The 15,472-nt window shown below is 71.7% G+C and carries 9 protein-coding genes; 5 read left to right on the top strand and 4 right to left on the bottom strand.

Annotated features, from left to right (window positions below):
• Positions 1-225 precede the first annotated feature (225 nt).
• Positions 226-2,844, top strand: a complete 2,619-nt coding sequence (gene glgP, locus ACWCP6_RS12410; protein WP_450932349.1) for an alpha-glucan family phosphorylase — start codon at positions 226-228, stop codon at positions 2,842-2,844.
• Positions 2,845-2,937: 93 nt separating this feature from the next.
• On the opposite strand, the gene ACWCP6_RS12405 is transcribed toward glgP, so the two are convergent.
• The 4 genes from ACWCP6_RS12405 to ACWCP6_RS12390 form a co-directional block, all read right to left on the bottom strand.
• On the bottom strand, positions 2,938-4,530 hold the full coding sequence (locus ACWCP6_RS12405; protein ID WP_450932348.1) for a M4 family metallopeptidase: 1,593 nt from the start codon (positions 4,528-4,530) through the stop codon (positions 2,938-2,940).
• Positions 4,531-4,797: 267 nt separating this feature from the next.
• Positions 4,798-6,858 (bottom strand): M4 family metallopeptidase, encoded by a 2,061-nt coding sequence (locus tag ACWCP6_RS12400; RefSeq protein WP_450932347.1) that lies wholly within the window; start codon positions 6,856-6,858, stop codon positions 4,798-4,800.
• A 634-nt stretch (positions 6,859-7,492) separates the two neighbouring features.
• Positions 7,493-9,346 carry an ABC transporter ATP-binding protein gene (locus ACWCP6_RS12395; RefSeq protein WP_450932346.1) on the bottom strand — a complete coding sequence of 618 codons (1,854 nt, stop codon included), beginning with the start codon at positions 9,344-9,346 and terminating at the stop codon, positions 7,493-7,495.
• Entirely contained in the window at positions 9,343-11,412 is a 2,070-nt protein-coding gene (locus ACWCP6_RS12390; RefSeq protein WP_450932345.1) for an ABC transporter ATP-binding protein, read from the bottom strand. The genes ACWCP6_RS12395 and ACWCP6_RS12390 overlap by 4 nt, the downstream gene beginning before the upstream one ends.
• A 256-nt stretch (positions 11,413-11,668) precedes the next feature.
• Here ACWCP6_RS12390 and ACWCP6_RS12385 point away from each other — a divergent pair, with 256 nt between their 5' ends.
• Genes ACWCP6_RS12385 through ACWCP6_RS12370 form a run of 4 tightly spaced genes read left to right on the top strand, consistent with a single transcriptional unit; the run spans position 11,669 to position 15,470 of the window.
• On the top strand, positions 11,669-12,583 hold the full coding sequence (locus tag ACWCP6_RS12385) for an ABC transporter ATP-binding protein (RefSeq protein ID WP_450932344.1): 915 nt from the start codon (positions 11,669-11,671) through the stop codon (positions 12,581-12,583).
• The gene (locus ACWCP6_RS12380) at positions 12,580-13,371 is read left to right on the top strand and encodes an ABC transporter permease (protein ID WP_450932343.1); all 792 of its coding nucleotides are present in this window, start codon (positions 12,580-12,582) and stop codon (positions 13,369-13,371) included. Before ACWCP6_RS12385 ends, ACWCP6_RS12380 begins: the two co-directional genes overlap by 4 nt.
• A 19-nt stretch (positions 13,372-13,390) precedes the next feature.
• On the top strand, positions 13,391-14,839 hold the full coding sequence (locus ACWCP6_RS12375) for a sensor histidine kinase (RefSeq protein WP_450932342.1): 1,449 nt from the start codon (positions 13,391-13,393) through the stop codon (positions 14,837-14,839).
• A complete protein-coding gene (locus ACWCP6_RS12370) occupies positions 14,829-15,470 on the top strand; it encodes a response regulator (RefSeq protein WP_450932341.1) in 642 nt (213 codons plus the stop codon). The genes ACWCP6_RS12375 and ACWCP6_RS12370 overlap by 11 nt, the downstream gene beginning before the upstream one ends.
• The last annotated feature ends 2 nt before the right edge of the window (positions 15,471-15,472 follow it).

Raw genomic sequence — 15,472 nt, 5'->3', positions numbered from 1 at the left:
CTGCAGGGGCGGAATCGGCCATACCGCATCGGCCGCACCGGACATGCCGCTGCGCACCTCGCGCACCGCGTCGGCGGCAGGCCCGGGGCGGCGAACGCGTGATCTCCCGCCCGCCCCCTTGTGCGCCGTGGTCGTCGCGCGCCTCGCGCCGCTACCGTCGGACGTGACGAAGGGGCGCGCACGGACGTGCGTCCCCTCCTGCGCATCCCCGCGAAGGTGGAAACGTTGAAGGCAATCCGCCGATTCACCGTCCGTCCCGTGCTCCCCGAGCCCCTCCGGCCGCTCAGCGACCTCGCCCGCAACCTGCGTTGGTCCTGGCACGCCGAGACCCGTGAACTCTTCCAGTCCGTGGACCCCGAGCGCTGGGCCGCGTCCGAGGGCGACCCGGTGCGGCTGCTCGGCCATGTGGCGCCGGAGCGGCTGGCGGAGCTGGCCGAGGACGCCGGCTTCCTGCGCCGTCTGACCACCGCCGCCGACGATCTGGCCCAGTACGTCACCGGCGACCGGTGGTACCAGCGCGGCTCCGGCGATCTCCCGGCCGCCGTCGCCTACTTCTCGCCCGAGTTCGGCATCACCGCCGCGCTGCCCCAGTACTCCGGCGGCCTCGGCATCCTCGCCGGCGACCACCTCAAGGCGGCCAGCGACCTCGGCGTGCCCCTGATCGGGGTGGGTCTGCTGTACCGGCACGGCTACTTCCGCCAGACCCTGTCGCGCGACGGCTGGCAGCAGGAGCACTATCCGGTGCTCGACCCCAACGAGCTGCCGCTCACCCTGCTCCGCGAGGAGGACGGCACACCCAGCCAGGTCGCCCTCGCCCTGCCCGCCGGGCGGTTCCTGCGCGCCCGCATCTGGCAGGCCCAGGTCGGCCGCGTACCGCTGCTGCTGCTCGACTCGGACATAGAGGAGAACGGCCTGGGCGAGCGCGACGTCACCGACCGCCTCTACGGCGGCGGCAGTGAACACCGGCTCCTCCAGGAGATGCTGCTCGGCATCGGCGGCGTCCGCGCCGTGCGCACCTACTGCCGGCTCACCGGACACCCCCGGCCCGAGGTCTTCCACACCAACGAGGGCCACGCGGGCTTCCTCGGCGTCGAGCGCATCCACGAACTCGCCGCGCAGGGACTCGACTTCGACGCGGCGCTGGAGGCGGTGCGGGCCGGCACCGTCTTCACCACCCACACTCCCGTGCCGGCCGGCATCGACCGTTTCGACCGCGAACTGGTCGCCCGCCACTTCGGACCGGACGCCGAGCTGTCCGGACTCGACGTCGAACGCATCCTCGGCCTGGGCATGGAGACCTACCCGGGCGGCGAGCCGAACCTGTTCAACATGGCCGTGATGGGGCTGCGGCTCGGCCAGCGCGCCAACGGTGTGTCGCTGCTGCACGGCCGCGTCAGCCGGGAGATGTTCCAGGGGCTCTGGCCGGGCTTCGACCCGGACGAGGTGCCCATCACCTCCGTCACCAACGGGGTGCACGCGCCCACCTGGGTCGCCCCCGAGGTGTTCCGTCTCGGATCCCGCGAGATCGGCGTCGAGCGCACCCGGGACGCACTCACCGAGGGCGGCTCCGACCGCTGGGACGCCGTCGCCGAGATCCCCGACCGGGACATCTTCGAGCTGCGCCGTTCCCTGCGCGGACAGCTGGTCGACGAGGTGCGCAGACGGCTGTACGCGTCCTGGCGGCAGCGCGGTGCGGGCACGGCCGAACTCGGCTGGATCGACGACGTGCTGGACCCGGAGGTCCTCACCATCGGCTTCGCCCGCCGTGTCCCGTCGTACAAGCGGCTCACACTGATGCTGCGCGACCGCGACCGGCTGATGGACCTGCTCCTGCACGAGGAGCGGCCGGTGCAGATCGTCGTGGCGGGCAAGGCGCACCCGGCGGACGACGGCGGCAAGCGCCTCGTCCAGGAGCTGGTCCGTTTCACCGACGACCCGCGGGTGCGCCACCGGATCGTCTTCCTGCCGGACTACGGCATGGCGATGGCGCAGAAGCTCTACCCGGGCTGCGACATCTGGCTGAACAACCCGCTGCGGCCGCTGGAGGCCTGCGGCACCTCCGGTATGAAGGCCGCGCTGAACGGCTGCCTCAACCTTTCGGTCCTGGACGGCTGGTGGGACGAGTGGTTCTCGCCCGACTTCGGCTGGGCGATCCCGACGGCCGACGGCACGGCGACGGACCCGGACCGCCGTGACGACCTGGAGGCGCAGGCGCTCTACGACCTGCTGGAGCAGCGGATCGCGCCCCGCTTCTACGAGCGGGGCCCGGACGGTCTGCCCGACCGCTGGATCACGATGGTCCGCCGCACCCTGACCCTGCTCGGTCCGAAGGTGCTGGCCGGGCGCATGGTGCGGGAGTACGTGGAGCGGCTGTACGCGCCCGCGGCGCGCGCCCAGCGGGAGCTCGGTCCCGGTGCCGCCCGGGACCTGGCGGCCTGGAAGGCGAAGGTACGGGCGGGCTGGCCGCGGGTGGTCGTCGACCACGTCGAGGCGTCGGCCGCCTCCGCGACCGCGGAGCTGGGGGCGACACTGTCGCTGCGCGTACGGGTGCGGCTCGGTGAGCTGGCGCCGGAGGACGTCGAGGTGCAGGCCGTGGCGGGCCGGGTCGACGCGGAGGACCGGATCGCCGACGCGGAGGGCTTCCCGCTCAAGCCCGCGACCGGTCCCGATCTGGAGGGCCGGTGGGTGTACGAGGGGCCGTTGTCCCTCGACCGGACCGGGCCCTTCGGCTACACGGTGCGCATTCTGCCGTCGCATCCGCTGCTGGTGTCCGGGGCCGAACTGGGCCTGGTGACGGCGCCGTCGGAAGCGACCGGGAGGAACGCGGGCGTGCTGCTGCGCTGAGCTGCGGTGCGCAGCTGCCCCCCACATGGTGCGGGCGGCACCCGGGTCCGTCGAGGGAATCCCGGGTGCCGCCCTGTCATGGGGGAGACGCGGTTACTTCACGTTGACCGCGGCCCAGGCGCGGTTGACCGCCTTGTACTCGGTCGAACCGGTGCCGCCGTAGAGGGCGGACGCCGCCTTCAGCGTCGCCGTACGGGCCTTGTGGTAGTCCGTGGTCGAGGTCATGTACGAGGTCAGCGCCTTGTACCAGATCTTGACCGCCTTGCTCCGGCCGATGCCGGTGACCGAACGGCCGTCCTTGGTGGGCGAGTTGTACGTGACGCCGTTGATGATCTTCTTCCCGCTGCCCTCGGAGAGCAGGTAGAAGAAGTGGTTGGCGACACCGGACGAGTTGTGCACGTCGAGGTCGCCGACGCCGGAGTACCAGTAGTCGGCGGAGCCGCCGTCCTTGCTGGGCTTGTCCATGTAGCGCAGCGGGGAGCCGTCGCCGTTGATGTCGATCTTCTCGCCGATGAGGTAGTCGCCGACGTCCTTGGCGTTCTTGGCGCTGAACTCGACGGCCGTGCCCATGATGTCGGACGTGGCCTCGTTCAGGCCGCCGGACTCGTCGCTGTACTCGAGGCCGGCGGTGGCCGAGGTGACGCCGTGGGTCATCTCGTGGCCGGCCACGTCCAGGGAGGTGAGCGGCTTCTTGTCGCCCTCACCGTCGCCGTAGGTCATGCAGAAGCAGCTGTCGTCCCAGAAGGCGTTGATGTAGGAGCTGCCGTAGTGGACGCGCGAGTACGCGGCCTTGCCGTCGTTGCGGATGCCCTTGCGGCCGAAGGTGTTCTTGTAGAAGTCCCAGGTGGCCTGGGCGCCGTAGGCGGCGTCGACACCGGCGGTGGCGGCGTTCGACGTGGTGCCGTTGCCCCACTTGTCGTCGGCGTCCTTGAAGAGGGTGCCCCGGCCGGACTCACCGTTCTTCAGGTTGTACGTCTTGTGGCCGCCGCGCGTGTCGTCGGTCATGCTGTACGACGAGCCGGACTTCTTGGTGCCGATGGTGACGCTGCCGCTGTACTGGCTCTTGCCCACGCCGGTCTCGATGGCGTTGTACTGGTACAGCTTCTTGCCGGTCTTGGCGTCCGTGATGATGTGCAGCTTCTGGGGAGTGCCGTCGTCCTCGGTGCCCTGGACGACCTTCTCGTAGGCGAGCTTCGGCGTGCCGGAGGCCGCCCAGACCACCTTGCGGGCGCCCTTCGGCGCGGCCTCAGCGGCGAGCGAGCCCGAGCCGGTGGCGACGGCGACCGACTTGGACGTGGCCTTGTCGACGCCCTGCGTCGAGCCGTCCTTGGCGGTGTGCACCACGAGGTCGCCACCGAGGACGGGCATGCCGTCGTAGGTGCGCTCGTAGCGGGTGTGGGTGGTGCCGTCGGCGTCCTTGACGACGTCACGGACGACGAGCTTCTCCTTGGCACCCAGGCCCAGGTGCTCGGCGGTGGCGCCCGCCTTGGCGTCGGCGGCCATGATGAGGCCGGCGCGCTCACCGGCGGACAGGGCCAGCGGCGAGGCCTCCTGGCTCGATGCCGCGGAGTGCTGGACGGGCTGTGCAGAGGCGCCGGTGGCGAGTCCGGCGGTGGCGAGTGCTCCGGCCACCACGGCGGTGGCGATGGTGAGCTTGGTTCCTCTGCGGGATATGCGGGCGGTCACGCGGGGCTCCCTTGGTCATGGGGGGCTTGCCCCCGGACGACACGTCAGGTCGCCGGGGTTCCTCGAACTGTGGTGCGGGTGTCCGTGCCGGGAAGATTGCCAGTTGAAACGCGTACATGTCATGTGTCCAGGACCGGTTTGGCCGGAAGACGTCCTGTGAACGATGTCTCAGGTGCGTATTGCGGACACGAAGGAACCGCCCGGAGGTTTTCACCCTCCGGGCGGTTCACAGCAGGTTCAGAAGAACCTCACAGCACGTTCGCCGGCTTACGGGAAGGTGATCTTCCAGCTGTTGATCTTGCCGACGTCCTGCGCCGCGACGTCCTGGACCTTGAGCTTCCAGGTGCCGTTGGCCACCTCGGACGACGCGTTGACCGTGTAGGTCGCCTTGACGTCGTCGGCGGAGTCCGAGCCGCTGGAGTTCTTCAGGCGGTAGGTCGAACCGTCGGGCGCGACCAGGTCGATGACCAGGTCACCGCGCCAGGTGTGGGTGATGTCGACGCTCACCTGGAGGTTGCTCGGCGCGTTGCCGGTGCGGCCGGTGACGTTGATCGACGAGGTCACGGCGGGGCCGTTGTCCGGGATGGACACGGGCGTCGTGTTCTCGAACGACGTGCCGCCGCCACCGCCGCCGCCCGAGCGCGAGCCGACGTTGACGCCCGCCCACGCGTCCTGGACCGCCTTGTACTCAGTGCTGGTGGTGCCGTACAGCTCACCCGCCGCCGCGAGCGTGCCGGTACGGGCAGCCGCGTAGTTGGTGGTCGAGGTGAACTTGGTGGTCAGCGCCCGGTACCAGATCTGCAGCGCCTTGTCGCGGCCGATGCCGGTGACCGGAAGGCCGTCGGAGGTCGGCGAGTTGTAGCTGACCCCGTTGATGACCTTGGCGCCGCTGCCCTCGGAGAGCAGGTAGAAGAAGTGGTTGGCGACACCGGACGAGTAGTGCACGTCGAGGTTGCCGACGCCCGAGTACCAGGAGTCGGCGGAGCCGCCGTCCTTGCTCGGCTTGTCCATGTAGCGCAGCGGGGTGCCGTCGCCGTTGATGTCGATCTTCTCGCCGATGAGGTAGTCGCCCTGGTCGGCGGAGTTCGCGGCGTAGAACTCGACGCCCGTGCCGAAGATGTCCGAGGTCGCCTCGTTCAGGCCGCCGGACTCGCCGCTGTAGTTGAGGCCCGCGGTCGCCGAGGTGACACCGTGCGACATCTCGTGGCCGGCCACGTCGAGCGACGTCAGCGGGTCGGAGTTGCCGGACCCGTCACCGTAGGTCATGCAGAAGCAGCCGTCGTCCCAGAACGCGTTCACGTACGAGTTGCCGTAGTGGACGCGCGAGTAGGCGGCCTGGCCGTCGTTGCGGATGCCGCTGCGGCCGAAGGTGTTCTTGTAGAAGTCCCACGTCTCCTGGGCGCCGTAGTGCGCGTCGGCGCCGGCGGTCGCGGCGTTCGACGTGGTGCCGTTGCCCCAGGTGTCGTTGGTCTGCGAGAACAGCGTGCCGGTGCCGGACGTCCCGTGGTTCAGGTTGTACGTCTTGTGGCCGCCGCGCGTGCCGTCGGTCAGCGTGTAGGACGACCCCGACTGCGTCGTGGTCATGTTCACCGTGCCGCTGTACTGGGTGTTGCCCACGCCGGTCTCGATGGCCTGCCAGCTGTACAGCTTCTTGCCGGTGGTGGCGTCGGTGATGACGTGCAGCGCGTTGGGCGTGCCGTCGTCCTGGAGGCCGCCGACGACGGTCTCGAAGGCGAGGACCGGCTTGCCCTGCGCGACCCACACGACCTTGCGCGGGGCGCGCTCGGCGTCGCTCTTCTTCGAGCCGGCGGCCTTCGCGGCGCTCAGGGCCTGCTTCTCGGCGGTGGCGGCCTTCACGGAGGCGTTGGTGGAGAACCCGGCGAGCTTGGCCTTGGAGGCCTTCACGACGCCTTCGGCCTTGCCGGCCTTGGTGGTGTCGACCACGAGGTCGCCGCCGAGGACGGGCATGCCGTCGTAGGTGCGCTCGTAGCGGGTGTGCGTGGTGCCGTCACGGTCCTGGAGGACGTCACGGACGACCAGCTTCTCCTTGGCGCCGAGGCCGAGCGTCCTGGCGGTGTCCGCCTTGCCGCTGTTGGCCTGGCGGATCAGCTCGGCGCGCTGGGAGGCGGTGAGCTTGGCGGGCAGGGCGCCCTTGTCTATCTTGCCGAGGGCCGGCGCCTTGGCGGCCGGGGTCTCGGCGGTGGCGGCGCCGGTCTGTACGGCGACCGCGAGCAGCGCGGCGACTGCGACGAGCGCGCCGCCGGCTGCGGCACGCGTGGTGGTGCGCTTGGTGTGGGAGGTGCGTCTGTGGGAGAGGCTTCTCAACACTGACTCCTTCTGCGTGGCCGCGGGTCTTCGCGACCTGGAGTTGAACGAACGGTGGGTTGCCGTCCGGGCAGAACAAGGCAGAGCACGTGCGGGTGCGGATGAGACGACTCGGCACAGCCGGCCACTTGGGCAATGGGCGGCTTCATACCGGGCCGAGGGAAGAGTGACAGGCCATCCCACTGCTTGTCAGGATCGCATCAACAGGTTGGCCAGAAATCGTCCGTTGGCCGGGGGGACTTGTTCGGTATACGGAGTCTTCGCCCGGGAGTTGAAAACCGGCCAGTAGCTTACCGTGCGTGCGGTGGCCGAAAATCGACGGCTGATTCGTCTTGGTTGCTCACTCCTGTGCGCAATCGCCCCGCGGGACGGCCGGAGTTCCTCGGCCATGGCAGTGGTTGTGGCCGTGACGGTGCCGACGCCTCGGCCCCCGGCGCGCCCGCGGATCGTGCGGCGCGCAGACGTGCGTCGCTCGCCGCGCAGTCGTCCGTCACCCCGTCCGGCCCGCAGGCGTACGTCGCTCGCCGCGCAGGCGTGCGCCGCCCCGGCCGGTCGTGCGGCCCACGGACGTGCGTTGCCCGCCGCGACGGCGTCCGCTGCCCTGTCCGGCCCCGCGGCCGCCCCCGGGACGGCCGGGTCAGTCCGCCACCACGCTGTCCTGCCACGCCCGGTACAGCTCGGCGAACGGGCCCGTGGCACGTACGAGTTCCGCCGGCGACCCGTCCTCGACGATGCGGCCGTGCTCCATGACCAGGACGCGGTCGGCGATCTCGACCGTGGAGAGCCGATGCGCGATGACCACGGCGGTGCGGCCGCGCAGCACGGTGTCCATGGCGCGCTGGACGGCGCGCTCACCGGGGATGTCCAGGGAGCTGGTGGCCTCGTCGAGGATGAGGACGGCCGGGTCCGCGAGCAGGGCCCGGGCGAAGGCGACCAACTGACGCTGCCCCGCGGAGATACGGCCACCCCGCTTGCGTACGTCCGTGTCGTAGCCGTCGGGCAGCGACGCGATGAAGTCGTGCGCCCCGATCGCCTTCGCGGCCCGCTCGATGTCCTCACGTGTGGCGTCCGGCCGGCCGATGGCGATGTTCTCGGCGACCGTCCCGGAGAACAGGAACGCCTCCTGGGTCACCATCACGACCCCGCGCCGCAGTTCGGACACCGGCAGCTCGCGCAGATCGACGCCGTCGAGCAGGACCCGGCCCAGCGTCGGGTCGTAGAACCGGGCCAGGAGCTTGGCCAGGGTCGACTTCCCGGCCCCGGTCGACCCCACCACCGCCACGGTCTGCCCGGCCGGGATCCGCAGGTCGAAGCACGGCAGCACCTCGCCGCCCGTGCGGTACGCGAAGGCCACCCCGTCGAACACGACATCGCGGCCCGGCCCCGACCCCTGCGGCGCGGGCAGGCGCTTCGGCTCCGCCGGCTCCGGGACCGACGGGGTCTGCGCCAGAAGCCCGGCGATCTTCTCCAGGGACGCCGCCGCCGACTGGTAGGAGTTGAGGAACATGCTCAGACGGTCGATCGGGTCGTACAGACGGCGCAGGTACAGCACCGCCGCCGCCAGCACACCCAGCGCCAGCGAACCCTCCGCGACCCGGTAGGCGCTCCACAGGACGATCCCCGCCACCGCGGTGTTCGCCACCAGCCGCGAACCCACCACGTAGCGGGCCATCTCCAGCAGCGCATCCCCGTTGGTGCGTGCGTGCCGGTGGTTGAGCACGCGGAAGTCCGCGTCGTTCACCTGCTCGCGCCGGAACGCCCGCACGGGCCGGATGCCGTTCATGGTCTCCGTGAACTTCACGATCAGCGCGGCGATGGCCGTCGAGCGGCTGCGGAACACCTCCCCGGCGCGGCGCCGGTACAGCCGCACCAGCAGATACAGCGGCCCGAAGGACAGCACCGCCACCGCGCCGAGGCCCAGGTCCAGCCAGAGCAGCAGCGCCGAGATGTACACGAACGACAACAGGAGCGTGATCAGCTCCTGGAGGCCGTCGTTGAGCAGTTCGCGCAGGGACTCGACGTCGGTCGTGGACCGCGAGATGAGCCGGCCCGAGGTGTACCGCTCGTGGAAGTCCACGCTCAGCGCCTGCGCATGCCGGAAGATCCGGCCGCGCAGATCCAGCAGCACGTCCTGGCTCACCCGCGCCGACGCCACGATGAAGCCGTACTGGAACGCTCCGCCCGCCGCCGCGCACAGCAGATAGCCGGCACCGACGGCGATCAGCGGGCCGTGGTCGTGCGCCCGGAACGCCGGTACGCCCCGGTCGATGGCGTACGCGACGAGCAGCGGCCCCGCCTGGACCGCGGCCTGCTGGAGCAGCAGCAGGAGCGTCGTCACGACGACCCTCGCCCGCAACGGCGCGAGCAGGGAGCGCAGCAGCGCGCCCGTCGCGCCCTCCGGCGCGGGGAGGGCGTCGCGGTCGAAGGGGTCGCCGGCGGCCTCCGGGGCGCCTTGGGCCGCCGCGGGTGCGGTCTTCGCGGGCGCCGTCATCGGTCCTTCTCCTCTGCCTCTGCGTGTGCCGGTGCCTCTGCTTGTGCCCGTGGCCGTGCCGCCGCCTGGGCCCGTGCCTCTGTTTCTGCTTCTGCAGGCGCGATTCCGTCCACGGGCACCCCCGCGTCCGTCGGCCCCTGAGCGTCGGCGGACACAGGCACGCCGGCGGGCCCGTCCGGGTCGGCGGGCCCGGTGCGCGCGCCCGACATCAGCCATGCGTACTCGGCGTTCGTCCGCAGCAGTTCGTGGTGGGTGCCGACCGCCGCGATCCGGCCGCCGGACAACAGCGCCACCCGGTCGGCCAGCTGCACCGTGGACGGGCGGTGCGCCACCACCAGGGCGGTCGTCCCGTCGAGCACGCGGCGCAGGGCCGCCTCCACCAGGGCCTCGGTGTGCACGTCCAGCGCGGACAGCGGATCGTCCAGCACCAGGAATCGGGGGCGGCCCACGACCGCCCTCGCCAGGGCGAGCCGCTGGCGCTGGCCACCGCTCAGGCTCAGGCCCTGTTCGCCCACCTGGGTGTCCGTCCCCTGCGGCAGGGCGTGGGCGAAGTCGGCCTGGGCGACGGTCAGGGCACGCTCCAGATCGCCGGGGCCCGAGGCGTCGCCCGCGCCCATGAGAACGTTGTCGCCGACCGAGGCCGAGAAGAGGGTGGGCTCCTCGAAGGCCATGGAGACGAGCGCGCGGAGGCGCTCGCGGGGCATCGCCGTGATGTCCTCGCCGTCCAGCGTGATACGGCCCCCGGTCGGCTCGTGCAGCCTCGGGACCAGGGCGGTCAGGGTCGTCTTGCCGCTGCCCGTGGCGCCGACCAGGGCCATGGTCTCGCCGGGCGCGATACTCAGGGTGATGTCGCTGAGCACCGGGGGTGCGTCCGTGGGCGCGTCTGGGTAGCGGAAGCGGACACCGTGGAACTCAAGTCCGCCGCCGGCCGGTTCGCCGCTTCCCTTCGGTCTCCCCGACGCCCGGTGCACAGCGACGGCGGGGCCGCTTTCCACGTCCCGGTCTCCGTCGGCCTTGCTGCCGGCCGTGGGTTCGGAAGCGTTTGCGCCGTCCGCGCCGCCGTCCGCCTCCGGCTCCGGGGATTCGTCCATGACCTCGAAGTACCGGTCCGTCGCCGTGGCCGCGTCCTGGCTGATGGCCAGGAGGAATCCGATGGAGTCGATCGGCCAGCGCAGCGCGAGTGCGGTGGAGAGGAAGGCGACCAGGGTGCCTGCGGAGAGGGTGCCGTCGGCGACCTGGACCGTGCCGAGGACGAGGGCCGCCCCGATGGCGAGCTCCGGAAGCGTCACGATGACCGTCCAGATCGTCGCCAGCAGCCGGGCCTTGGCCAGTTCGGTGCCGCGTACCGTCCGGGACAGCGCGGCGAACGCGCGGGCCTGGCTGCGATGGCGCCCGAAGCCCTTGACGACGCGGATGCCGAGCACGCTCTCCTCGACGACCGTCGTGAGGTCGCCCACCTGGTCCTGTGCGCGCCGTGTCAGCTCCGCGTACCGGTTCTCGAACAACCAGCAGGCGACGACGACGGGAACGGCGGGGGCGAGCAGCACCAGGCCCAGGGTCCACTGCTGGACCAGCAGGATGACCACGCCGACCAGGATGGTCGCGCCATTGACCAGGAGAAAGGTCAACGGGAAGGCGAGGAACAGCCGCAGCAGCATGAGGTCGGTGGTGGCCCGGGAGAGCAGCTGGCCGGACGCCCAGCGGTCGTGGAACGCGACGGGGAGCCGCTGGAGATGCCGGTACAGGGCGGCCCGCATGTCCGCCTCGACGCCCGCCAGCGGGCGTGCCACCAGCCACCGGCGGAACCCGAAGAGGCATGCCTCGGCGATGCCGAGCAGCAGCAGATACAGCGCGCCGAGCCAGACGCCGCGCGGGTCGCGGTCCGCGACGGGGCCGTCCACCATCCACTTCAGGACGAGCGGGATCACCAGCCCGACGCAGGAGGCGACGACCGCGACGAACGCGGCGGTGAACAGACGCGCCCGCACGGGCCGCACATACGGCCACAGCCGCAACAGGCTCCGCACGGCGGAGCGTTCCCCGGAAACTGCACTGGTCCTGGACATCAGGACCGAGATTACGGTTCACCACTGACAGAGCCCACCGGGTTTCCGGCAAGGTCGGCGTGCGCCGGCGTTCTCCGTGCCTGGTACACCGCCCGGCCGGCGGTCTCCGGGCCGGTCACACCGTCCGGCCCGCGTCCCCGTGCCGGGCCCACCACCCGGCCGGTGGGGTCGTAGCCCGCCATCGGCCGATCGGCTGATGCGGGTTCGAGCGCGATGGGCGATGCCGCAGCGGGGCTGCCGCCGGGATGCTCGGTGCATGTCCACCAACCAGCCCGTCATCGAAGTGAACGGCCTCACCAAGGCCTACGGCGGCCGGACCGTCGTCGACGGTGTCTCCTTCACCGTCGAGGAGGGCGAGATCTTCGGGATACTCGGCCCGAACGGCGCCGGCAAGACCACCACCGTCGAGTGCGTCGAGGGCCTGCGCGCCCCGGACGCGGGTGCCGTGCGCGTCGCCGGACTCGACCCCGTCGCCGACCACGACCGGGTCACCCGGATCCTCGGGGCCCAGCTCCAGGAGAGCGAACTCCAGGGCAAGCTGACCGTCCGTGAGGCGCTGGAGCTCTACGCCGCCTGCTACCCCCACCCCGCCGACTGGCGTCCGCTGGCCGAACGGCTGCGGCTCACCGACCGCCTGGGCACCCGGTTCGCCAAGCTCAGCGGCGGCCAGAAGCAGCGCCTGTTCATCGCCCTCGCGCTGATCGGGAACCCCCGGGTCGTCGTGCTCGACGAGCTGACCACCGGCCTCGATCCGCGCGCCCGCCGTGACACCTGGCAGCTCATCGAGGACGTGCGCGGCCGGGGCGTCACGGTCCTGCTGGTCACCCACTTCATGGAGGAGGCCCAGCGCCTCTGCGACCGGATCGCCGTCATCGACCGGGGCCGGATCGCCGCCCTCGACACCCCGGACGGCCTCATCAGCCGCACCGCGAGTTCCACCGTGATGTCGTTCACCCCGTCCACGCCGCTGCACGAGGAGGCACTGCGGTCACTGCCCGCCCTCGCCTCCCTCGAGCACAGGGACGGCCGGCTCACCCTGACCGGGACCGACGAAACGGTCAACGCCGCCGTCGCCCTGCTCGCCCGGCACCACATCACCGCCCACCAACTCCGTGTCTCCGACGCCACCCTGGACGACGCGTACCTCGACCTGACCGGAGCGTCCGCATGAGTACGGCCCACCCCGCCACCGCCGCGCCCGTCGGCCCCGCCCGCACCCGAGGCGCCGGCGCGGCCGTCCTCAAGACCGAGGCCCGTCTCTTCCGCCGGGAGCCGGGCGCCGTCTTCTGGATCCTCGCCTTCCCGAGCCTCCTGCTCGGCATCCTCGGTTCCATTCCGTCGTTCCGCACCGCCGACCAGTCACTCGGCGGCATCCGGCTCATCGACGCGTATGTGCCCGTCACCGTGCTGATCTCGCTGCTGATGTCCGGACTCCAGGCCATGCCGCCGCTCATCACCGGCTACCGGGAACGCGGCATCCTGCGCCGTATGTCGACCACGCCGGTACGGCCGGTCGCGCTGCTCGGCAGCCAGATGGGGCTGCACGGCGCGGCCGCGCTGGCCTCGGCCGTCCTGTCGCTGACCGTCGGCCGGCTCGTCTTCGACGTGACGCTGCCCCGGCAGGCCGCCGGCTATCTCGTCGCGCTGGGCCTCGCGACCGGTGCGGCCCTCGCCCTCGGCGCCCTCGTCTCGGCGCTCTCCCGCACATCCAAGATCGCCAACGCGATAGGGTCGGCCGTGGTCTTCCCGATGATGTTCTGCGCGGGAGTGTGGCTGCCGGTGCAGGCCATGCCCGCCGTGCTCGCCCGTATCGTCGGATACACCCCGTTCGGCGCCGCTGCGCGGGCCCTGGGCGAGGCCGCGGCCGGCCACTGGCCGGCCTGGTCCCACCTGGGCGTACTCGCCGCGTGGACGGTGCTGCTCTCCGCGGCGGCGTCCCGCTGGTTCCGTTGGGAGTAGCCGCGTGCAGACTGGGCGGATGTCCACGGGGTCGGCGCAGTACAGGGATCCGGGTGCATACGAGGGCCTTGCCGAGGACGCGGAGCCGGATCGGAGCACGGACCGGGCACGGAGCGCGGACCCGGCCGAGGGCGCGGACCCGGCCGGGCGCGCCGTGGGCGACGGAGCCGACGGGGCGGCGGACGACCGCGCTGCATCCGCCACCGAGCGCAGTGCGGCCGCGGCCACCTCGGTCGAACAGCGCTGGGCCGTCTTCCACCACTACGGCCCCTACGCCCTCCTCGCCGTCGGTGTCCTCGTCTCGCTGGCCACCTCCGACCTCGTCGGCATGGACCGCCGGGACTGGTACGTCGCCTGGGGCCTCGTCGCCGCCGCCGTCGCCCTCCAACTCGGGTGGGGGAGGACGCCGCGCGGGGGACGGGAGCCGTCCACCGCGGGCGCCCTCTACTACTTCACGCGGTGGGCGATCGGCTTCGTCCTCGGCTGGTACAACCCGTTCTTCGTGTTCTACGCCGCCAGCGGCTACTTCGGCGCGGACCGGCTGCTGCCGCGACGGCTGCTCAAGCCCGGGCTGTTCGCCACGGCGGTGATCCTGGCCGGATCCCAGTCCGGCGGGATGCCGCCGCACGGCCGGATCGGCTGGGTCCTCTTCGGCGCCCTGCTCGCGGTCAACATCGCGCTGCTCAGTGTGTTCAGCCATCTCTCCGCGCAGGAGGAGGAGCGCACCCGCCTCCAGGTGGCCACCATCGACGAGCTGGAGCGCACCAACAGCCGTCTGAAACAGGCGCTCGACGAAAACGCCCAGCTCGCCAACCAGCTCCTGGTGCAGGCCCGTGAGGCCGGGGTCGCCGACGAGCGCCGCCGCCTCGCGGCGGAGATCCACGACACCCTGGCGCAGGGGCTCACCGGCATCATCGCGCAGCTTCAGGTCGTCGCGAATGCCCCCGACCCGGACATCGCCCGCGCCCATCTCGACCGTGCCGCCGACCTCGCGCGGCACAGCCTCGGCGAGGCCCGCCGCTCCGTGCAGAACCTCGCCCCGGCCGCGCTGGAGCACGACGGACTGCCCGAGGCGCTGGCGAAGACGGTCGGCGACTGGGCCGAACGCACCGGCGTGCGCGCCGAGTTCACCGTCACCGGCCCGGCCGAACCTCTCCACGAGGAGATCGAGGGCACGCTGCTCCGTATCGCGCAGGAGGCACTCGCCAACGCCTCCCGGCACGCGGCCGCGACCCGGACCGGCGTCACCCTGTCCTTCATGGACGGCGAGGTCACCCTCGATGTGCGCGACGACGGCCGGGGGTTCGACCCGCTCCTCCCACGGCCCCGCACCCGTACCGGCGGCTTCGGCCTCGACGGCATGCGGGCCCGCGCCGAGCGCGTCGCAGGCTCCCTCACCGTCGAATCGGAGCCGGGCAGCGGTACGGCCGTGTCGGCTCGCGTACCGTTGGTGCGCCATGACCGATGAGCCCCCCATCACCGTGCTGCTCGTCGACGACCACCCCGTGGTACGCGACGGGCTGCGCGGCATGTTCGAATCCGCGGCGGGCTTCTCCGTCCTCGGCGAGGCCGCGAACGGCGTCGACGCAGTCGCGCTGACGGCCGGGCTCGACCCCGATGTCGTCCTGATGGACCTGCGGATGCCCGGCGGCGATGGCGTCGACGCGATAGCCGAGCTGACCAGGCGAGGGTCCCGCTCCCGGGTCCTGGTCCTCACCACGTACGACACCGACTCCGACACGCTCCCCGCGATCGAGGCCGGCGCCACCGGCTACCTCCTCAAGGACGCCCCGCGCGACGAGCTGTTCACCGCCGTGCGGGCTGCGGCCGAGGGCCGAACGGTCCTCTCACCTGCCGTCGCCTCACGCCTGGTCTCCGCGGTGCGCCGCCCCGCCACGGTCGAGACCCCGCTCTCGTCCCGCGAGCGCGAGGTCCTCGCCCTGGTCGCCAAGGGCACCTCCAACCGCGAGATCGCCCGCGTCCTGTTCATCAGCGAGGCGACCGTGAAGACCCATCTGACGCACCTGTACGCAAAGCTGGGGGTGAGCGACCGGGCCGCCGCCGTGGCGGTGGGGTACGACCGGGGGATCCTCGGGTGACC

The sequence above is a fragment of the Streptomyces sp. NPDC002004 genome, from assembly GCF_053593975.1.
This window is presented reverse-complemented; position numbering and strand designations above follow the sequence as displayed.

Excerpts from the sequence above, each read along its gene's own strand:
- ACWCP6_RS12395 (WP_450932346.1), bottom strand. The coding sequence starts at position 9,346 with ATGACGGCGCCCGCGAAGACCGCACCCGCGGCGGCCCAAGGCGCCCCG.
- ACWCP6_RS12390 (WP_450932345.1), bottom strand. The coding sequence starts at position 11,412 with ATGTCCAGGACCAGTGCAGTTTCCGGGGAACGCTCCGCCGTGCGGAGC.
- ACWCP6_RS12385 (WP_450932344.1), top strand. The coding sequence starts at position 11,669 with ATGTCCACCAACCAGCCCGTCATCGAAGTGAACGGCCTCACCAAGGCC.
- ACWCP6_RS12380 (WP_450932343.1), top strand. The coding sequence starts at position 12,580 with ATGAGTACGGCCCACCCCGCCACCGCCGCGCCCGTCGGCCCCGCCCGC.
- ACWCP6_RS12375 (WP_450932342.1), top strand. The coding sequence starts at position 13,391 with ATGTCCACGGGGTCGGCGCAGTACAGGGATCCGGGTGCATACGAGGGC.
- ACWCP6_RS12370 (WP_450932341.1), top strand. The coding sequence starts at position 14,829 with ATGACCGATGAGCCCCCCATCACCGTGCTGCTCGTCGACGACCACCCC.